This window comes from Collinsella aerofaciens, from assembly GCF_040910325.1.
Lineage (GTDB): Bacteria > Actinomycetota > Coriobacteriia > Coriobacteriales > Coriobacteriaceae > Collinsella > Collinsella aerofaciens_BL.
This window is the reverse complement of the sequence record NZ_JBDGAV010000005.1, coordinates 1-19,817: the sequence shown is the minus strand read 5'-3', so window position 1 is coordinate 19,817 and position 19,817 is coordinate 1. Positions and strand designations below refer to the sequence as shown.

The window sequence follows — 19,817 nt, the reverse complement described above, 5'->3', positions numbered from 1 at the left end:
TGATAAAAACTTTTCAGGATTTCGGAACTTTTTTCTCTATGCGCTCCTTGCGCTTCTGCGCCGCCTTGACCCTGCGGTACAGGTAACGGCACAGCCACCGCTCCATGGCCTCGTCGTGCGCCTCTGCTGCCTTGTCGGCGGCGTAGCGGCTCATGCCCGAGGTGTCCGGGGCCTGCGGCATGGGGTCGGCGCGGCTCTCTCGGCCGCACTCGGTGCGCTCGTAGGTGCGGCGCTCCTCTGCGGTCAGCCTCGGCAGCAGCTCGGCTATGCGGGCCTCTATGGCCTCAAGCTGCTGCTGGCGTCTGCACGGTTCGCAGATGCCGTCCTTGCCGAGGGTCGCCCTGCGGCACCCGCACGACGGGCACAGCTCCAGGCGGTGGCGGTAGCAGCGCAGGGACACGTGGCCGCCGCTGGCGTTGATCACGCGCCGCGCGTTATCCAACTGGTTCTTGGACAGCCGCAGCTCGCGGCGAATCTCGCGGGCGGGCACCTTTCCCGCCAGCTCGGCTATGCGGTCGAGGTCGGCCTTGCGCCACGCCCTGTGCGGCCTGCCCTTGTCTCGGCGGGTCACTCGTCGCTCACCTCCACGACCACGCGGGGGCGCGCCCTGTCGGTGAGCACCCTGTCGGGGCACTGCTCCACGTACTTGCGGGAGTCGTCCTTGATTACGCCCGCCGCCACCAGGCCGTCGAGCACGAACTTGCGCGCGAAGCCCACGTTGTCGGCGTCGCGGCGCATGTCGGGCTCGTAGAACGTGGTGCGCACGGTCACCCGGCGCTCGAAGCGCGGCGCTCGCTGCTGCATGACCGCCGCCCTCACGCGCGCCGTCTCGCGCTTCTTCATGGCCGCCGCCTTGTAGCGGTTGGCGCGCTCGGCGCTGATGTAGTCGTTCAGGCTCGGCATTCGGCCCTCGACCGTGACGGTGCACCTCATTGCGCGCCCCTGTCGTAGATGCCCTGCGCCTCGGTTAGCGTGGAGGCGGCGAAAACGGCTGGGCCCACGATGGCCTCCCACGTGCCCACCAGGTCCACGGAGTCCACCGGCGTGCGGCGGAAGCTCACGGCGGCCAGCATGGAGGGGCGCTGCAGCACCATGTAGCGGGACAGCACGCTCCACAGGTTGTGGTCGCGCTTGAACTCGCTGGCCTCGCTCACGGTCATGCCGTTCTGGCACGCCAGGGTGTACACGTTGTCGCGCTGGATGACGTGGCCCTCCAGCATCAGGCGGTAGCAGATGCGGCGCAGCTTCGCCCATGTATCGGGGTTCGAGGCAACCCAGCCGCACGCCTTGGCCACGAGGGCCTGGGCCTTGGCGTCTACCTCGGCCATACTGTTGCCTCCAGCGCCCATGTGGCGGCGATGCACGCGCAGACGAACAGGGCGGCGAAAACGGCCTGCAGCCTCTCGCGGCGCTGCTCGGGTGTTACACTGGTCTCGGTTCGGAAGTGAACCGTTGCGGTGCGCGTCTTTCGCTTGCCGGCTGCGACGCGCACCCTCTTTCCCTTGATCTTTTCCATTCCTGGAACTTCCTCTCGTTCTCTGGGTCCTTGTAGAACTCGCGCATCATGGCGGCGCACTCGTCGCACATGGCGCGCTGTATCGGGGTCATTCGCCCGCGACGCCCGGCAGAAGCAGCGGGGCGTCCTCGTAGGCGACCTCACCGGTGTCCCTATCCACGAACATCACCTCCTGGTCGTCGTACACGTGGATGTTGAGCATCTGCCCCGTGAACTCCACCAGCTTGGGGATGAAGTCACGGAACTTCGGGTCCAGCTCAAACTGCAGCACGCACTTGCCGCTCTTCACGTTGAGGGCGGTGAACCCCCCCCCGTACGGTCACCTCGTTCAGCATGGCCTACTCCTTCTCGTCGTACGCGGTGTCGCGCGCGATGGTCTTGAAGTCGGTGCTCCAGCCCTTGCCGTTCACGCTGAACTGCACGGAGTTGTAGACGTTGAACTGCATGCCGCCGAGCTCGAACCAGGTCGTGCTCGCCTCCAGAAGCTCGATGCCGCTCGTCTGGAAGCCCCACATGGCCGCGATGCGGCGCTTGAGGCTGACGTGCGTCTCCTCCATGCAGCCGTTCTCGGCCAGCTCGAAGTTGACGGCCACGCGCTTGCGGTCGTCGGTGAGGTAGTCGAGCGTTTTGCCGATGATCTCGGCGGCGAACTCGGGCTGGTGGCTCTTGGTGGTCATGGTGTGTCTCCTTTTCTGATAGGTAAATCTAATTACAGTTTGAAGCGAAAAAAATTTCTTCGGGTTTGTAGCCCAAGAAGTCGGCGGCCTTTTTAGCCGTCTCGATGCGCATACGGTCGGGGTGGTCTTCATAAACATCGTATGTAGGTCCTGAAATGCCCAGATGTTCAGCCATTGCCTTCTTGGTTACGCCCTTGCTCATGCGCGCCTGCTTGAGTGACTTCATACTCCCTCCTTTCTGTCCATAACTGTAATTAATCTTCAGAACACGGTCAAGATTAATTTTGGTAAAATTGAAAATAAATTTAAGTCCTGGAAGGAGTTAAGATGCCGATATCCGACAACATAAAGAAGTTACGGCAGATTTTCGACGTTACCCAGGATGAACTGGGTGAGATTGCAGGTGTAACAGGTAACGCCGTTTCGCAGTGGGAAAATGGCCGCTCCGAACCCCGTATGGGAGCTATTGAGCGCATGGCGGCCTGCTATCAGATTAGTAAGTCACACCTTATAGAAGACGGCGGAATGGATCAGATTGACCCCGTGACCAAAAAGCCCAAGGGCAGCTCCTATATGCCCGCCGGTGCCATGCCCGTGGTGGCCAGCAGCGCCACCGTGCCGCTGCTCACGCTCGGGCGCGTGCACGCCGGCGCGCTCGCCGACGAGGAGGAGATAGCGCACCGCGTTGAGGTGCCCGCCTCGGTGTGCGCCGGGCATCCGCGCGCGTTCGCCCTGGAGGTCGAGGGCGACTGCATGAACCGCGTCATACCCGAGGGCAGCCACGTGCTGGTCGACCCCGACCGCCAGCCCGCCAACGGGTCCATCGCCGTGGTGGAGACCGAGGACTACCGCGCGGTCATGCGCCGCTGGTACAAGGGCAGCACCAAGCTGATGCTGTCGGCGGATAGCTTCGAGGACTACGAGGACATGATTTTCGGCATGGACGACGGACCCGTGCGCGTGATCGGCACGGTGGTGTGGTTCCAGGCCGCCGACGAGATGGAGTAGCCGTGGGCGGGCGCGCGGCGATATACGCCCGCTTCTCGAGCCACAACCAGCGCGGCGAGTCCATAGAGATACAGGTGGAGAAGTCCCGCGCCTACTGCGCCGAGAACGACCTGCGCGTGGTGGCCACGTACTGCGACTTCGCGCAGACGGGCACCAACACCGACCGCGCCGAGTTCCAGCGCATGATGGCCGACGCCAAGCGAGGGCTGTTCGATTTCGTGGTCATATATAAAGTTACCCGAATCATGCGCAACCGCGACGAGATGGCCATGGCGCGCATCATGCTGCGCCGCTGCCGCGTCGAGATACTGTACGCGGGCGAGGACATTTCGGACGGCTCGGCGGGCGTGCTGCAGCTGGGCATGCTGGAGGTGCTGGCGGAGTACGAGAGCGCGCTCGACGGCGAGCGCATACGCGACGGCATACAGAAGAACGCCGAGCGGTGCATGGCCAACGGCTGCGTGCGCTACGGCTGGGACATAGTGGACGGGCGCTACGTGGTCAACGAGGAGGAGGCCGCCGCCATCCGCCTGGGCGTGCGCATGGTCTTGTCGGGCAAGTCGGTGGCCGACGTGGTGCGCGCCTGGGAGCCGTACCGCACCAAGCGCGGCGGCAAGTGGCGCTTCCAGACGGTGCGCCGCATACTGATGCGGCGGGAGAACGGCGGGGAGTACCGCTACGCGGGCGTGGTCGTGCCCGGCGGCATGCCCGCCATCGTTCCCATGGATGACGAGGAGAGGGTGATACGGATGCTTGAGGACTCGCACAGGCCCCGCGCCAAGACCGAAGCGTGGGACTTCCCGCTCACTGGCAAGCTCTACGACGGGCGCGACGGCGGGCTGATGACCGGCACCAGCGGCACGGGCAAGTCGGGCAGGCCCTATCACTACTACCGCTGCCGCAGCTGCGGGCGCACCGTGCGCCGCGATGTCGTGGAGAAGCGCGTGGCCGACGCCGTGCGCGAGGCCCTGGGCAGCGCCGACAGCCGCGAGCGCATCGCTCGCATGCTGGCCGACGCCGAGGAGGAGCGCGCCGACGAGAAGCCCTTGAGCGAGACCATAAAGGGCGAGCTGGCCAAGATCGAGACGGCGTTCTCCAACATATGGGCGGCCATCGAGTCGGGCATCGCGCCGCCGGGCGGCAAGGAGCGCATAGACGCGCTGAAGCAGCGGCAGGCGCTCCTCAAGGACGAGCTGCGCACGGCCGAGGCCCTTGAGGCCGCCCGCCTTGACTACGACCGCGCGCTGTTCTGGCTTGAGGGCATGGCCGCCGCCGAGGTGGACGACGCGCAGCTTCTGCGCACGTTCGTGGCGCGCGTGGTGCTGGGCGGCCCCGACGATGACGACGGCCTGCGCGTGGCGTTCACGTTTGACGATTCTGCCGGCTTGGGCGATAATCCGTCGCTGCCTGGCGCTATAGGTCCAGGTGGCGAGGTGTTCGACCGAATGAACGCCAGCTCCACCATATGTAACAGGCAGGTAGATATGTATATCTACCTGCCTTTTTATTTCTAGTCCGTACCGCGGAGAATCGAACTCTATGCAGGGCGCGAGCGTTAAGCAAACGCGAAGCGTTTGTAGCGAGCGGACGAGGACGCCGGCAGGCGGCCGAAGCCGGTGCGGATTTGCGAAGCAAATACGCGGATTCTCCGCGCAAAGCCTCGACTGGATATAGATTCGATGCCGACCGGATGACAGCCTGCCGTGTCCCGCGCGGACGGATCCCCTCCACCCGCGGAGAATCGAACTCTATGCAGGGCGCGGGCGTAAAGAAAACGCCTCAGTGACTCAGACCGGGACACGCTTTCCCAATGGCAGCTCAAGCGGAAAGCGCATCCCGGAATCTAAGCTCGGAATGGGATTCATTTTCCGGATGTCGCCTCAAGCGGAAACTGCAACCCGGAATCGAGCCGTAGAGCGGGACGCGCTTTCCCAACGGCAGCCCAGGCGGAAAGTTCATCCCGGAATCCGCGCTCAGACCGGGATACACTTTCCGCTTCACCTGCCGCCTCGAAAAACCTGCGCGCCCTCCATCCCAAAACTGGGTAGAAGAAGGCCAAAACGCAATCGCAGGAGGTCAATATGACTGCAGAAGATAAGGCAAAGAACGCCGGCAAGGTCGCGCTCGTCTTGGAGGGTGGCAGTTTTCGTGGGCAGTTTACCGCCGGCGTGCTCGACGTTCTCATGGAGGCCGGTGTCGAAATTCCGGCGGTGTACGGCGTTTCGGCCGGTGCGCTCAACGGCGTCAACTACAAGTCGCACCAGATCGGTCGCACCAACCGTGTCAATTTGACCTTCTGCAACGACAGCCGCTACATGGGCGCCGCGTCGTTTGCGTCCACGGGTTCCATCGTGGGTTACGACTTTATCTTCAACGACGTCCAGGACCGCCTGGATCCTTTTGATAACGAGACGTTCGACGCCAGCCCTATCGAGATGTACGCCGTCGCGACGGACATGCTCTTTGGAACCGCTGCCTACCTGCCGGTCAAAAGCGCCGTGCTCGACCTCGATGCTGTGCGCGCCTCTACCTCGCTGCCGCTGGTGACGCCGCCGGTCGAGATCGACGGGCACAAATACGTCGACGGCGGTGTAGCCGATTCGGTCCCTATCGAGCATGTGCTGGAGGAGGCCGGTTTCGAGCGCGCGGTTGTCATTGTCACGCAGGACCGCTCGTACGAGAAAAAGCCCTACGAGTTTATGCCTGCCGCGCGCGCCCGCTATGCCGACTACCCCTACCTGCTCGAGGCTATCGAGACGCGCCACGACCGCTATAACCTCCAGCGCATGCACCTGTGGAAGTATGAGCGCGAGGGCCGTGCGTTGGTCGTCGCTCCGCAAAAGCCGGTCGAGGTCGGCCATGTCGAGCACGATCCGGCAAAGCTTTTGGACCTGTATATCCAGGGCCGTCAGGAGGCAAAGCGCCTGCTCGCGGAAATCCAAGAGTTCGTTGAGCGCTAGCGATAGCGAACCCTCAAAAAATGACAACAGCTAAAGAGCTGGAAAAATTATGGCTCGTGGATGACATGTGCAGAAACTCTGGTCGGAGCCAAAATACCTGTTGACTCGTACGGCGAGCGGGGTAATATGGACGGGTTACTTGCAGAGCCCCGTGAATCTCTGTAACAACACGTACTGTACATGGAGGAGTCTAAGTGATTTCGAAATCGACTCACTACGCCAAGCAGGGCGAGGTCCAGCGCAACTGGGTTCTCGTCGACGCCGATGGTGCTGTCCTGGGCCGTCTTGCCACCCAGATCGCAATGATCCTGCGCGGTAAGAACAAGCCCCAGTTCACGCCCAACAGCGACTGCGGCGACTTCGTTGTCGTCATCAACGCCGATAAGGTCCAGCTTACCGGTAACAAGGCCGACACGAAGACCTATTATCGCCACAGCGGCTACAACGGCGGCCTCAAGGCTGAGAGCTTCCGCCAGGCTATGGAGAAGCACCCGGAGAAGGTCATCGAGCGCGCCGTTCGCGGTATGCTGCCCAAGACCACCCTCGGCCGTGCCCAGATGACCAAGCTTAAGGTCTACGCTGGTGCCGAGCATCCGCATGCTGCCCAGAACCCCACGAAGATTGAGCTGGAGGCTTAAAGATGGCTGAGAACACCGTTGTCTACCAGGGTACCGGCCGTCGTAAGAACGCCGTCGCCCGCGTCCGTCTCGTCCCCGGCACCGGCAAGGTGACCATCAACAAGCGTGACGCCGAGCAGTATTTCGGCCGTCATCAGCTCGTTGAGAACGCCCTTGCTCCCTTCAAGGTGACCGACACCGCCGGTCAGTTCGACGTTATCGCTCTGTGCGATGGCGGCGGCATTTCCGGTCAGTCCGGCGCTCTGCGCCTGGGCATCGCCCGCGCTCTTCTGAACGCTGGCGACTACCGTGCTGACCTCAAGAAGGCCGGTTTCCTTACGCGCGATGCTCGCGTGGTCGAGCGCAAGAAGTACGGCCTCAAGAAGGCCCGCCGCGCTCCCCAGTTCTCCAAGCGCTAAGGTTTTATCTCCTTTCGAGATACAATGTACAAGCGGGGCCTGCCGATTCCTCGGCGGGTCCCGCTTTTCTTTTTCGACTAGGGTGGGCGGTTGTATATCGCCTGCTAGGGAAGGAGCAATCCTATGCCCCAGAACATCTTCGGTACCGACGGCGTCCGTGGCGTCGCCAATGCCGACCTCTCGTGCGACCTCGCGTTTCGCCTGGGCCGCGCGGCGACCAAGTTCCTTGGTCCGGATATTTGCATCGGCCGCGACACGCGCCTTTCGGGCACCATGCTCGAGAGCGCTCTGACCGCCGGCATTATGGCCGAGGGCGGCCGTCCGCATTGCTGCGGCGTCATTCCCACGCCCGCCGTGGCGCTGCTCACTGTTCAAAACGAGCTCGACGGCGGCATTGTCATCTCCGCTTCGCACAATCCGCCGGAGTTCAACGGCATCAAGTTCTTTAGCCGCAAGGGCATGAAGCTTCCCGATGCTGTCGAGGAAGAGATCAGCGCCTGGGTCATGTCCGAGGAAGCCATGGCTGCCGACACGCTGCCGACCGGTGCCGGCGTGGGCCACATCATCAAGATGAAGGACGCTCGCAAGGCATACGTCGACCACGCCATCGATACGCTTGATGGCCTGAGGCTCGACGGCCTAGTCGTTGCCGTCGACTGCGGCCACGGTGCTTCTTGCCAGACCACGCCCGCCGCGCTGCAGCGCCTGGGCGCCACGGTCCATGCCATCAACACCGATTACTGCGGCACTGACATTAACGTTGAGTGCGGCTCTACGCACCTCGAGCCCCTGCGCGAGCTCGTGCTGCGCACCCATGTTGATATCGGTCTGGCCCACGACGGCGACGCCGACCGCGTACTGTTCGTGGACAGCGAGGGCAATGAGATCGACGGTGACTACATCCTGGCTATCTGCGGTTCTGACCTCGCCGCTCGCGGCAAGCTCGCCAACTCCGAGATCGTCTCGACCGTCATGTGCAACCTTGGCTTCTCCATCGCTATGAAGGAGCAGGGCTTCGAGATGGTCCAGACCGCCGTGGGCGACCGCTACGTTCTGGAGCGCATGCTCGCGGACGGCGCCGTCATCGGCGGCGAACAGTCCGGCCACATCATCTTCCTGGAGCACAACACCACCGGTGATGGCCTGGTGACGGCTCTGCAGCTGCTGGCCGTGCTCAAGCGCACCGGTCGTACCCTCACCGACCTTGCCGGCATTATGAAGAAGTACCCGCAGGTACTCGTCAACGTGCATTCCGACAACAAGGCCGGTCTGGACGATTGCCAGCCCATCTGGGATGCCGTCGCTGCTGCCGAGAAGGAGCTTGACGGCCGCGGCCGCATTCTGGTGCGCCCGAGCGGTACCGAGCCGCTGGTCCGCGTGATGGCCGAGGCCGAGACGCACGAGCTGACCCAGCGCGTTGTCGACGACATCGTCGAGGTTGTCAAGCGCGAACTTCCCTAATGGTCAAAAACCGTTGCCAAGTGGTAAACTGTTAAGGTTATTTTGATTGATTGGTATGTCCGAGGGGGAGCATGTTCACTAAAGTCCTAAGGTCTTTTGGTATGCGTGGTCGAGTCCTTACGCTGGATGCTCCCATCTCGGGCGACGTCATTCCGCTTTCCGAGGTAAACGACCAGACGTTTGCCACCGGCCTTTTGGGCCAGGGCGTGGCGATTCGGCCCACCGGAACGCGTGTGATTGCACCGGCTGATGCCAAGGTCGAGGCTATTTTTCCCACGGGACACGCCGTTGCGCTTAACACGGTCGATGGTCTGGACGTGCTTATCCACGTTGGTTTGGACACTGTTCAGCTCGAGGGCAAGCACTTTACCGTACATGCGCAAGTGGGTGACATCGTCCATAAGGGTGATGTGCTCATTGAGTTCGATCGCGAGGCAATTGCTGCCGAGGGCTACGATGTGACGGTTCCCATCTTGGTGTGCAACTCCGTTGAGTTCTCGAGCATCAAGGGCTCCGTTGGCGTGCATGTCGAAGAGATGGACCAGCTCATCGTTGCTCGCGAGCGCTAGCAAGTGCGCGTGGCCATTAGCCTACAATTCAAACACGTTTACGGAGGGCGCCCTTGAAAGAGGACGCCCTCAGTGGCAAGATGGGATTTGTCCGAAGCTAAAAGGCTTTGGGTCACCGTGGACGGGCAGGGGCCTCGACGCGGCTAGACACGAGACACATACATTACGCGACCTCGCCCTGGTGGCCGCACACGTTGGTTGCGGCCGACGCGGGCCGCGGGCAAGTGCTTGTAAGGGAGCCTTGCCTCTCTTGTACGAGAAAGGACGCGTAATGAAGATCATTAAAGCTAAAGACTACGAGGATATGAGCCGCAAGGCCGCTAATATCATCTCGGCCCAGGTTATCCTCAAGCCCGACTGTGTGCTGGGTCTTGCCACCGGCTCCACCCCGATCGGTGCCTACAAGCAGCTCGCTGCTTGGTACAAGAAGGGCGACGTCGACTTTGCCGAGGTCAGCACCTACAACCTGGACGAGTATCGCGGCCTTTCGCACGACGATCCCCAGAGCTATCACTACTTCATGCGTGAGAACTTCTTCGATCACATCAACATCGACCTGAACAACACGCATGTGCCCGACGGTTCCAACCCCGACGCCGCCGCTGCCTGCTCTGAGTACGACAAGATCGTCGCCGAGGCCGGTTACCCGGATCTGCAGCTGCTCGGCATTGGCAACAACGGCCACATTGGCTTCAACGAGCCCGATGACCACTTCTCCAAGGGCACGCACTGCGTCGACCTCACCGAGAGCACCATTCAGGCCAACAGCCGCCTGTTCGACAGCATCGACGATGTTCCCCGTCAGGCCTACACCATGGGTACCCAGACCATCATGTATGCCCGCATGATCCTGGTCGTCGCCAACGGCGAGGCCAAGGCTCAGGCCGTGCATGACATGTGCTATGGTCCGGTTACGCCCGAGTGCCCGGCTTCGATCCTGCAGCTGCACACCAACTGCGTTGTCGTTGCCGACGAGGCCGCCCTTTCGCTCTGCGAGTAGCGCGAATCCTGCAGCTCGACATAGCCTTGCCTAAGGCCTCCGCTTTGCGGGGGCCTTTTTGCTATCCCATTTCGCCCACTTGACCAAAATCTTGCCGCAAGCTTGACGAATGCCGGATGCCCAACAGCTTGATTCATTCTATATCAGATTCTATGCAAAAATGCCACTAGAAGGTCGTAGACGGTAGCGGGTGCTAGGCGAGTTGAATGACATGGCTGAACCTTGTTCATCTGCGTTACACTGCCGCTTAGATGGGACAAGCTGACAAGCTCATTTACCTGCTTAAAGACCGATTAGTCGGGGGATTAATAACAATCGGCCCTTGCTGTACAAAAACTTGCCGCTTGCGTACCAAAAGACAACCTAAAACACAAGGTCGCTCTATTCATAGCGCGGCTTGTATGGTCTTGCGGCTACAGTGTCCATACGGTCGAGTTGAGGAGCGGGCATGGTAAACGATTTGAGCGGTATAGACGACCTCGAGCTGATGCCGCTGGGCGGAGGCTATATGGTGCGACGCGAACGCTTGATGAATGAGCTTATCGCCAAGGGCCGAAAGGCCGGCATCGTGGTTCTTTATGCGCCCGACGGGTTTGGGAAGACCTCGGTGCTGCTGCAGTACACCCATGAGGTTAAATGCGATCCGACGCGAGGCCCCGTGCGGATTATCGAGGCCGATCGCGCCACTGGGCGCGAGGTGTTTATGCAGCTCGAGGTGGTTACCGAAGAACTCAAAGACAAACCGCATTCCCTTATCGCGATTGATAATGTGCCAAACCTCGATCAGCACGATACCGAGGACCTCATCGACAGGATTCGCGGCCTGCGCGCTATGGGGGTAGGGGTCTTTATCTCCTGCCGTCCTTCAAATCGTCAGTTGATTCATGGGCTGGGCGATTCGGTTAAGATCAATGCGCAGATGCTCAAGGTGCATGCCTATGAGTATTCGGCGTGGGCATCGGCGTTTTCGATCAGCACATCGCTCGACTTTTATCAGCTCACGCAGGGCGTGCCCGAGCTCGTTTCGGCATTGCAGACAGGTCTGTATGGCCAAGGCGACGTAGCCGGCCTGCTCGAAAACGAGATTGTCAACGTGTATGGCGCGGCACTTGCCGATCTGGCTTCACTCGACAATAATGCGCTGTTTTGCGTGGCATGTCTCATGGTTTTGATGGGCGAGGGCAATATCGCAGAACTCGAGGCCTGTGGGGTGAGGCTGTCGATGGTCGACCAGTCCTACTTTGTACGCGACTACCCGATCTTTGGCTTGGACCCCGCCGAGCGGAGTTTTACATGTCTGGGCACGGAGGATAACGGACGCTTGCGTTTGCGTAAGTTGGTGGCCGAGGTTCGCCCCGAACTTGTTCCGAGGGCGGCCCGGATTTTGCTTAAGGCGGGCCGATGCGATGCGGCGATGGGCCTGGCGGACGCCTTTCTGGACCGTGAAGCGGTCCTTGAACTTGCTGGGCAGTATGGGGTCGATCTGGCTCTGACGGGGCACGGGGCCGATATCTGCCGAGCGGCGCTGGGCACGATCGATGCCGACGATCCGGCTCCAGAGCCAACGCCTGCCGAAGCGCTTGGCGTATATCTGGCAGCGGTCAGCGTGTCCAATACAAAGCTCGCTCGCTATATGGCATCGGTCATCGAACGCGGGGGCGAACGGGCGGCCTGCGAAATAGACCCTGTTTCATGGAGGGTGGCCCAGACACTGACGGCTGTTTGCTATGGGGACAACGGGCTTGGGCTTCCTACGAACCTGGCCGTGCCAGAAATCGAGACATCCCATACCGCACTCGATATGTTGTCTGCGCATATCGAGGTCAAGCGCTGCCTGACCGAGCGGGGAAATGACGGCGGCGTTCTACAACAGCTCAAAACGAGCAAGGCCTACGACTGCGAGCTCGACATCGCGGGGATTGTTATACGGGCCGATAGCATGCTGGTGGAGCTCTTTGACGGGTCGTTTGCGGGAACCGACGAGCGCGACGACGAGATGACGGTGGCGCGGGAGGCGCTCGACGTACGTGGGCTTAAGGCGATGGCTATCTGGGTGCGCATGGTGTTGGCGGCACGGCGGCTCCTTTCCGGCTTGCCGGTAACCGACGACGCGGCGTTCAACGAGCTCGATCGTTTTGCCGTGCGCATGCGCGACAACCAGATTCAGCTGTTTGGGCTGTTGCTAGAAGGCTGGCAGTCGCTGGCAGAGGGACGGCCGGTTAATGCAAAGTTCCGTGCGGTCCAAGTGCTCAAACTTGCCGAGGAGTCGATTGCGTACATGCGCGATAACGCATTGCTGCTGGAGCGCGCGGCATATCTGCGTAACACCTCGATGGTTTCGGTGCGCGAGGAAGCGGAGTTGCTCGATATAAGCCAGACGCAGGTTGGTGGAGCGGAGGCCTGGATGGTGGCGCTGCATTTGGCCTGTGCGGGCCGAGACAGCGATCTTGCGGCCTGGATGTCCATGAATCGTGCGGGGATTCTAGAGCCATCGTATCGGCTCTTTGCGCGCCTTGCCATGCATTGTCTGGGCGAGCCGGCGGGCAGGATACGCAAGAAGCTTCCCGTGCGCGAGCTGTCGCGGTACTCGCTGCGCGACGATTTGGAAGGAGAGGGCGAGCGCCTGTTCCAGGCCGGCGAGGTTGAAGCCGTTGATACCATCGACCATATCGAGATTCGCATGTTTGGTGCGTTTCGCGCCGAGCGCGATGGGTTTCCCATCACGGACAAAATGTGGCGTCGCAAGAAGGCGGCGACGCTTGCCGAGCGGCTTGCGCTGGGCATGGATGCGCTCGTCGATCGTGAGACGCTGGCCATGGAGCTGTGGCCCCATGCCGAGTTTAATAGCGCCCGCAACAACCTGTACTCGACGATATCGCGCTTGCGGTCGGCTTTGGGACCGACGCCGGATGGCAAGTCGTGCGTGCTCATCCAAAATGAATGCATTGGGCTCAACGGCGACTACGTCAAGACCGATGTACGGCTGTTTGACCAGATAAGCCGCGAGGTTTTGGGAAATCGCACGGGTGCGCGCGGGCCCCATTTAGTTGAGCTGTGCCTTAAGATTGAGCAGCTTTATGCCGGACCGCTGTATGTTCCCAATGGCTGTAATCCCACCTACTTTTTGCGCATGCGGCGCATTATGCAGTCAAAGTACATCGATTGCATGATTAAGGGAGCAAATGCCGCTCTAGAAGAAAACGATCTGCAGTCGGCGATTTGGCTGGCGGAGTCGGGGCTTCGACAGGAAACGGCGCGTGAGGATATGGTGCGCTGCGCCATGCGCGTCTACAGTGCGGCGGGGCGGCGGCGCGATATCGTCGAGCTGTACAGCGGGCATATGCACCACCTGAGGGAGCAGGTCAATGGCGTGCCCGAGCCCGAGACGCGGCGTCTATACGAGCGCTTGGTGGAGGGGCGGCTCAATCGCGTGCTGGTCGAGCGATAAAAAACGGGCGCCCGAAGTACTTGGGCACCCGTAAGCTTGCTATGTGTTGGATCGCCGGATCATTGGCTCTTAGACGAGCTTGATCTTCTCGATGTCCTTGCGCGAGGACTCGCGATACAGTGAGAACTTGCGGCCGATGACCTGGACGACCTCGGCGTGGCAACGCTCGGCGAGCTCCTCGGCGGCCTCGCGGGCGGAAAGGCTGGAGCCATCGAGCACGGAGCACTTAACGAGCTCGTGCTTCTCCAGGTAGGCGACCGTCTGCTCGACGGTGCCCTCGTTGACATCGGACTTACCGATGATGATGGCGGGGTTGAGGTGATGGGCCATGCTGCGAAGCTGCTTGACCTGTGCTCCTGTCAGTGCCATGGGTTCTCGCTTTCTATGTATGGGGCGCCCCGCGACGGGGCCTTAATTTACGTGAGCTGTCCCACGATAGCGCAGGAACGGTGCGGTGTGGAGCGCGTTTGCCCAGTTCAAAAAGAATGCGGATGCCGAGTGAGTGGGCAGTGCGGGCTGCGAACAGGCTATGAGCTGGGCGCAGAGACCGGCTCCCATGCAATAAACGCCCAACGAACCTTGCGGACATGATCGAGCATATAGCGCCCCTGCGGCACGCCCTTGGAGCCCGGCTCACCGGCATGGGGGTTCTCAATCATGTGTTGAGCGATATAGTCGCGCAGGCGGTCAACCTTATCTTCGTTACCGTGCTCGAGCATGCGGGAGAAGTCTGCCACGCCCGCCTCAAGGCTATCGAAAGTATCGCGACGAGGCGATTCAAAGTATGTAACCTGCGGCAACGCACCCATCTGAATGAGGATATTAAAAGCATACACAAAGCCATTACTGCAGGTAACCGAGGCACCGATGGCGTTCATCAAGTGCAGATCATAGCGCGGGCTGGAGTTGGCGACCATCGTGACAGCGCAACGCCGACGAGCCGTACGGTCAAGCTTGACAAGTGCGCCTTTTAGGTTGGTCGTGGTGACAGAGCGACTGGCAAAGGCAACATCCACCGCTTTCGCGACCGGTCCAACCAAATCCCAATCATCATCCCAAGCAAGCTCAAGCGGTGTAATGCGATCATCGAGCCCATAGTACTCAATGCCGGCATCAAGCGTGCCCAACATGGCAGGGGAGAAATCAGCCGCAATCACAGGATGCCCAGCCTGAGCAAGCGGAATAGCAATCGACCCAGCTCCGCACCCCATATCGAGCACCGACTCGTCGGGCTCAAGGGCCAGCAATTTCATAAAATCCCGGGTATACGGAGCAGTCTCCAGTGGACGAAAATGCCGAGCCCGCTTATCCCATTCAAAAGAATCATCAGCCCGATGCCGAGCGGCCTGCAGACGCATCCATTCGCCATTCCAATCCGCAGAAAGCAGCTCAGAACGAGTATCCCCATCAACCACGGGCCAACCTCCTAGCAACAAAAAAGCGACTCCCCCCAAAAGAAGAGCCGCAACCAGCATATACCAGAAAAGAACCGTTCCAATGCCAAACCGCCGCACCAGCCAAGTGGTGCAGGAGCGAAGCAACTGCAACCGGGATAGACCCCAACTGAGGTCCCGTTGTGCGGGAGCCCCGGGGAGGGCAAATATATAAGGTCGATCGCGAGTTCCGCACGAGCCGGAGAGCACTTAATGTGCTCTCCGTGCGAGTCAGGACTGTCCGAGCAGGCGACCTTATATATTTGCCCTCCCCGGGGCTCCTCGCCAGTCCCCCTCAGCTAGTTCTTGAGCGAGTTCAGCGGAGCCGGGAAGCGTCCACCGCGGTGGGCAAGCACGGTGCCGGCGTTGGGGTTTACCGGCATGATGGGCGCACGGCCGAACAAGCCACCGTACTCGACGCAGTCGCCCACGCCCTTGCCGATGGCGGGAATCACGCGGACGGCCGTGGTCTTGTTGTTGATGACGCCGATGGCCATCTCGTCGGCGATGATGCCGGCGATGGTCTCGACCGGAGTGTCGCCAGGGATGGCAATCATGTCCAGGCCAACGGAGCACACGCAGGTCATGGCCTCGAGCTTCTCGAGCGAAAGCGCACCGGCCTCGACGGCGGCGATCATGCCGGCATCCTCGGACACGGGAATGAAAGCGCCCGAGAGACCGCCCACGCTGGAACTGGCCATGACGCCGCCCTTCTTGACGGCATCGTTGAGCATGGCGAGCGCGCAGGTCGTGCCGGGGCCACCGCAGGTGCCCACGCCGATGATCTCGAGGATGCGCGCGACGGAGTCGCCGATGGCAGGCGTGGGAGCCAGCGACAGGTCGACAATGCCCTTCTCGACACCCAGGCGATGGGCGGCCTCGCGGCTCATGAGCTCGCCGGCGCGGGTGATCTTAAAGGCGGTCTGCTTAATCTTTTCGGCGACTTCCATCATCGATGCGGAATCGGGCAGCGTCTCCAGGGCTGCGGCCATAACGCCGGGGCCTGAGACGCCTACGTTGATGACGGCGTCGGCCTCGCCACCGCCGTGGACGGCGCCCGCCATAAACGGGGAGTCCTCGACCATGTTGGCAAAGCAGACAAATTTGGAAGCGCCGACGGAATCCTGGTCGGCCGTGAGCTTGGCGGCATCGATGATGGTCTGGGCGGCCATGAGCACAGCGTCCATGTTGATGCCGGCACGCAGGCTGGCGACGTTGACGCTGGAGCAGACGCGGCTGGTGGTGGCGAGCGCCTGCGGGATGGACTGGATGACGCGGCGGTCGGCGTCGCCGATGCCCTTCTGGACGAGTGCGGAGAAGCCACCCAGGTAGTCGATGCCGAGGGTCTCGGCCGCGCGGTCGAGGGCATGCGCGATGGGGGTGAGGTCCTCATCCTTGCAGCACGCGGCGATCTGCGCCACCGGGGTGACGGAGACGCGCTTGTTGACGATAGGGATGCCGTACTCGCGCTCGAGGTTCTCGGCGGTCTCGACCAGATGCTCAGCCGTGTGCGTCACGTGGTCGTAGATCTTCGTGCACATGCGGTCGAGGTTCTCGTCGCCGCAACCCATGAGCGAAACACCCATGGTGATGGTCCTGATGTCGAGGTTCTGCTCCTCAACCATGCCGCGGGTTTCCGCGATTTCTGCGGGCGTGATCGCCATTCTTGCGCTCCTATCTGCCAAAACGAGCATAGTCTTATCTATTCTAACGTGCCGCACGCGCCAAGTGGCGCATGCGGCACGTTTTGGTGCTCGGTTGTTTCCGTTGTGTTACTTCCCAAAGACCTCTTCGGCGATGCGCGCGCTCTCGGCGGCGTCCTTGGCGTAGTAGTCCGCGCCGATCTGTTTGGCGTATTCGGGGGTGAGCACGGCGCCGCCCACGATAATCTTGACGCCCGGCACCTCGGCATGAAGCAGTTTGATGGTCTCCTCCATGGCGACGACCGTGGTGGTCATAAGCGCCGAAAGGCCGACGAGCTTAATGTCGCGCTCCTGCACGGTCTTGAGCACCTCCTGCGGATCGACATCGCGACCCAGATCAAAGACGGTGTAGCCGTAGTTGTCGAGCAGCATCTTGACGATATTCTTACCGATGTCGTGGATGTCGCCCTTGACGGTGGCCACGCAGATCTTGCCCTTGTCGGCAATCTCACCGGCGGGCATCAGGCGCTTGATGGTGTCGAAGCCCACACGCGCGGCCTCGGCCGAGGCCATAAGCTGCGGCAAGAAGAACTTGCCCTGGTCAAAGAGGACGCCAACCTCATCGAGGGCGGGGATAAAGTGGTTGTTGATGAGGTCCATGGCGTCGTGGTCGGCCAGCAGGCGTTCGGTCTCGGCCGCGATCTCGCCCTTGCGGCCCGAGACGACCATGCGACGAATTGGGTCGTCGTTGCCGTCGGTGCCGGCGGTGCCAGCAGCGGACACGGTGTCGGTCGATGCGGCCTGAGCTGCTGCCGGGTTTGCGGCGATCTTGTACGGATCGGTCCAGCCGGCGTAGCGCTCGATGTATCCGGTCGAGCCCTCGTCCTCAACGCTCAGGACGCGATAGCTGTAGACGGTATCCATAAAGCGCTTGGAGCCCGGGTTCATGATGGGGGCGTCCAGGCCCGCGCCGAAGGCGGCGGCCAAAAAGACCGAACCCAGCAGCGGGCGGGCAGGCAGGCCAAAGCTGATGTTCGACACGCCGAGCGCGCATTTGACGCCCAGACGCTCCTTGCACAGGGACATGGCGCGTAGGATCTGCTCAGCCTGGCGTTGATTAGTCGAGGCGGTCATGACCAGACAGTCGATGAGGATGCGGTCCGGGCCGATGCCGTAGCGGGCGGCCTCGGCCACGATGCGCTCGGCGATGGCGAAGCGGGCCTCGGCGGTATCGGGGATGCCGCCTTCGTCGAGCGTAAGGCCGACAACGTTGGTGCCGTAGTGGGCGACCAGCGGAAAGATCTCATCCATGATCTGCTGCTTGCCATTGACCGAGTTGATGATGGGCTTGCCGGCGTAGCGGCGCACGGCGGCCTCGACGGCTGCGGGGTCGGTGGAGTCGATCTGCAGCGGCAGCAGCGTGGAGCCCTGGAGCTGTTCGGTCGCCTGTTGGATGATCTTGACCTCGTCGATCTCGGGCAGGCCCACGTTGACGTCCAGAATGTCGGCGCCCTGTTCCTGCTGGCTGATGCCCTGGCTCACAACGTAGTCCAGGTCGCCGTCGCGCAGGGCCTGCTGCAGGCGCTTTTTGCCGGTGGGGTTGATGCGCTCGCCGATGACGGCGATCTTGTGGCCGTCGCAGGGAAGGTCCACGACCGTTTGGGCGCTCGTGACCGACATGCTGGGCTTGCGGCGGCGCGGGCTGGGCGTGTGGTTGTCGATAAGCGTGCGCAGGGCCGCCATGTGCGCCGGCGTGGTGCCGCAGCAGCCGCCCACGACGCTCACGCCGTCGGCGATCATGCCGGCGACGGCCTCGGCGTATTCGGGGGCTTGGATATCAAAGACGGTGTTGCCGTCGTCGTCCACATGGGGGAGTCCCGCGTTGGCCTGCACCATAATGGGCTTATCGGTAACGGTGAGCATACGTGCGGCGAGTCCTCGTAGCTCGGCCGGTCCCTGGCTGCAGTTGATGCCCAAAACGTCGGCGCCGATGGCATCGAGCGTGATGGCGGCCACCTCGGGACTCGTGCCCAGGAAGGTGCGACCGTCTTCCTCGAAGGTCATGGTGGCAAAGACGGGCAGGTCGGAGTTTTCGCGACAGGCGAGGACGGCCGCCTTGATCTCGGCCAGGTCGGTCATAGTCTCGATAATAAAGAGGTCCACACCCGCGGCGACGCCAGCGCGCACTTCCTCGGCAAAGAGGTCGTAGGCCTCGTCGAAGCTCAGGGTACCCAGGGGGCGAAGCAGCGCGCCGATGGGGCCGATATCGCCGGCGACGTAGCGGGCGCCGGCCTCGCGGGCACAGGCGACGGCCGCGGCAAAGACGTCTGCCACGGTGGCGGCACCGTCGAGCTTGTGGGCGTTGGCGCCAAAGGTGTTGGCGGTGATCACGTCGCAGCCGGCCTCGACATATTGACGTTGGATATCAGTGATAACCTGGGGCTCCTCAAAGTTGAGCAGCTCGGGCAGGGCGCCCGCCTTCATGCCAGCGGCCTGCAGCATGGTGCCCATGCCGCCGTCGAACAGCAAGTGCCCCGTGCCCTCGATGGCGGCGCGCAGGCGATCGTCCTTAATGCGCAGATCGTCGATCGTGCGCGTCTTGTACGTGGCACCGTTGCGACGTGCGGCATCAACGGGTGCCGCCAATGCAGTGCCGTCAGAATCATGAGTGATAAGCGGAGTAAACATCGAGGGCTCCTAATGGCTGGAATAGCAGGTGGTGCGGGCGGCGCGGAAGCGGCAGTTCTTGCGCATGCGGCAGATATTGCAGGTGGGGCGGGTCTGGGCGTCGTGGACTTCGCCGTCGAACAGGCCGATCACCGCGGTCACGCTTTTGGTGGGCATGAGCAGGCTGGTGGGCGTGACGGTCAGGCCGATGAGCCGCGTGGCGTTGAGCGCATCCACGATCGAGCGCTGGGCCGAGAGCGGGCAGTCGCCATAGCCGGGACTGAAGCGCCAGTTGCCGGCGAGTCCGTGTGCGGCGGCGTCCGTCTTGACATGTTGGTCCATTTGCTCAACGGCGGCTTCCACGTAAGCGGAGCACGCGGCGTCGAGCACGGCTCCCTC

General features: G+C 61.8%; 20 protein-coding genes and 2 pseudogenes. 10 read left to right on the top strand and 12 right to left on the bottom strand.

Going from position 1 to position 19,817, the window contains the following annotated elements:
• Positions 1–13 precede the first annotated feature (13 nt).
• The 7 genes from AB5Z25_RS03150 to AB5Z25_RS03120 form a co-directional block, all read right to left on the bottom strand.
• Positions 14–571, bottom strand: coding sequence for a hypothetical protein (locus tag AB5Z25_RS03150; protein WP_117765305.1), 558 nt, complete (start codon positions 569–571; stop codon positions 14–16).
• Positions 568–933 carry a RusA family crossover junction endodeoxyribonuclease gene (locus tag AB5Z25_RS03145; protein ID WP_368134765.1) on the bottom strand — a complete coding sequence of 122 codons (366 nt, stop codon included), beginning with the start codon at positions 931–933 and terminating at the stop codon, positions 568–570. Before AB5Z25_RS03145 ends, AB5Z25_RS03150 begins: the two co-directional genes overlap by 4 nt.
• Entirely contained in the window at positions 930–1,328 is a 399-nt protein-coding gene (locus tag AB5Z25_RS03140; protein ID WP_158551308.1) for a hypothetical protein, read from the bottom strand. Before AB5Z25_RS03140 ends, AB5Z25_RS03145 begins: the two co-directional genes overlap by 4 nt.
• Complete coding sequence (locus AB5Z25_RS03135; RefSeq protein WP_117637854.1) at positions 1,316–1,516, bottom strand: hypothetical protein; 201 nt, start codon at positions 1,514–1,516, stop codon at positions 1,316–1,318. Before AB5Z25_RS03135 ends, AB5Z25_RS03140 begins: the two co-directional genes overlap by 13 nt.
• Positions 1,517–1,604: 88 nt before the next feature.
• Positions 1,605–1,805 carry a hypothetical protein gene (locus AB5Z25_RS03130; protein WP_117637853.1) on the bottom strand — a complete coding sequence of 67 codons (201 nt, stop codon included), beginning with the start codon at positions 1,803–1,805 and terminating at the stop codon, positions 1,605–1,607.
• Between the two features lie 49 nt (positions 1,806–1,854).
• The gene (locus tag AB5Z25_RS03125; RefSeq protein ID WP_368134764.1) at positions 1,855–2,193 is read right to left on the bottom strand and encodes a hypothetical protein; all 339 of its coding nucleotides are present in this window, start codon (positions 2,191–2,193) and stop codon (positions 1,855–1,857) included.
• Positions 2,194–2,221: 28 nt separating this feature from the next.
• Positions 2,222–2,419, bottom strand: a complete 198-nt coding sequence (locus AB5Z25_RS03120) for a helix-turn-helix domain-containing protein (RefSeq protein ID WP_117637851.1) — start codon at positions 2,417–2,419, stop codon at positions 2,222–2,224.
• A 101-nt stretch (positions 2,420–2,520) separates the two neighbouring features.
• On the opposite strand from AB5Z25_RS03120, the pseudogene AB5Z25_RS03115 reads away from it, so the two are divergent.
• The 10 genes and pseudogenes from AB5Z25_RS03115 to AB5Z25_RS03070 all read left to right on the top strand — a co-directional run.
• Positions 2,521–2,682, top strand: a pseudogene (locus tag AB5Z25_RS03115) (helix-turn-helix domain-containing protein); the annotation flags it as partial.
• A 36-nt stretch (positions 2,683–2,718) separates the two neighbouring features.
• Positions 2,719–3,201, top strand: a complete 483-nt coding sequence (locus AB5Z25_RS03110; RefSeq protein ID WP_229071520.1) for a LexA family protein — start codon at positions 2,719–2,721, stop codon at positions 3,199–3,201.
• A gap of 2 nt (positions 3,202–3,203) precedes the next feature.
• Complete coding sequence (locus AB5Z25_RS03105) at positions 3,204–4,715, top strand: recombinase family protein (protein ID WP_368134763.1); 1,512 nt, start codon at positions 3,204–3,206, stop codon at positions 4,713–4,715.
• 567 nt (positions 4,716–5,282) lie between these two features.
• On the top strand, positions 5,283–6,161 hold the full coding sequence (locus AB5Z25_RS03100) for a patatin-like phospholipase family protein (RefSeq protein WP_368130740.1): 879 nt from the start codon (positions 5,283–5,285) through the stop codon (positions 6,159–6,161).
• A 194-nt stretch (positions 6,162–6,355) separates the two neighbouring features.
• Positions 6,356–6,799, top strand: coding sequence for a 50S ribosomal protein L13 (rplM, locus tag AB5Z25_RS03095; RefSeq protein WP_022094635.1), 444 nt, complete (start codon positions 6,356–6,358; stop codon positions 6,797–6,799).
• Between the two features lie 2 nt (positions 6,800–6,801).
• On the top strand, positions 6,802–7,197 hold the full coding sequence (gene rpsI, locus AB5Z25_RS03090; protein WP_022094634.1) for a 30S ribosomal protein S9: 396 nt from the start codon (positions 6,802–6,804) through the stop codon (positions 7,195–7,197).
• 123 nt (positions 7,198–7,320) lie between these two features.
• On the top strand, positions 7,321–8,658 hold the full coding sequence (gene glmM / locus AB5Z25_RS03085; RefSeq protein ID WP_368134762.1) for a phosphoglucosamine mutase: 1,338 nt from the start codon (positions 7,321–7,323) through the stop codon (positions 8,656–8,658).
• 71 nt (positions 8,659–8,729) lie between these two features.
• Positions 8,730–9,227 (top strand): PTS sugar transporter subunit IIA, encoded by a 498-nt coding sequence (locus AB5Z25_RS03080; protein WP_006234693.1) that lies wholly within the window; start codon positions 8,730–8,732, stop codon positions 9,225–9,227.
• Positions 9,228–9,498: 271 nt separating this feature from the next.
• Positions 9,499–10,227 carry a glucosamine-6-phosphate deaminase gene (gene nagB, locus AB5Z25_RS03075; RefSeq protein WP_152067340.1) on the top strand — a complete coding sequence of 243 codons (729 nt, stop codon included), beginning with the start codon at positions 9,499–9,501 and terminating at the stop codon, positions 10,225–10,227.
• Positions 10,228–10,675: 448 nt separating this feature from the next.
• On the top strand, positions 10,676–13,675 hold the full coding sequence (locus tag AB5Z25_RS03070) for an AfsR/SARP family transcriptional regulator (RefSeq protein WP_368134761.1): 3,000 nt from the start codon (positions 10,676–10,678) through the stop codon (positions 13,673–13,675).
• A 69-nt stretch (positions 13,676–13,744) separates the two neighbouring features.
• Here AB5Z25_RS03070 and AB5Z25_RS03065 read toward each other — a convergent pair whose 3' ends face one another.
• From AB5Z25_RS03065 to AB5Z25_RS03045, 5 genes and pseudogenes are all read right to left on the bottom strand, one after another.
• A complete protein-coding gene (locus tag AB5Z25_RS03065) occupies positions 13,745–14,044 on the bottom strand; it encodes a YhbY family RNA-binding protein (RefSeq protein ID WP_006234690.1) in 300 nt (99 codons plus the stop codon).
• 158 nt (positions 14,045–14,202) lie between these two features.
• Entirely contained in the window at positions 14,203–14,928 is a 726-nt protein-coding gene (locus AB5Z25_RS03060; RefSeq protein WP_346978481.1) for a methyltransferase domain-containing protein, read from the bottom strand.
• 479 nt (positions 14,929–15,407) lie between these two features.
• Positions 15,408–16,772 carry a PFL family protein gene (locus AB5Z25_RS03055; protein ID WP_035136908.1) on the bottom strand — a complete coding sequence of 455 codons (1,365 nt, stop codon included), beginning with the start codon at positions 16,770–16,772 and terminating at the stop codon, positions 15,408–15,410.
• 108 nt (positions 16,773–16,880) lie between these two features.
• Positions 16,881–19,439, bottom strand: a complete 2,559-nt coding sequence (locus AB5Z25_RS03050; protein ID WP_368134760.1) for a homocysteine S-methyltransferase family protein — start codon at positions 19,437–19,439, stop codon at positions 16,881–16,883.
• 9 nt (positions 19,440–19,448) lie between these two features.
• Positions 19,449–19,817, bottom strand: a pseudogene (locus AB5Z25_RS03045) (hypothetical protein); the annotation flags it as partial.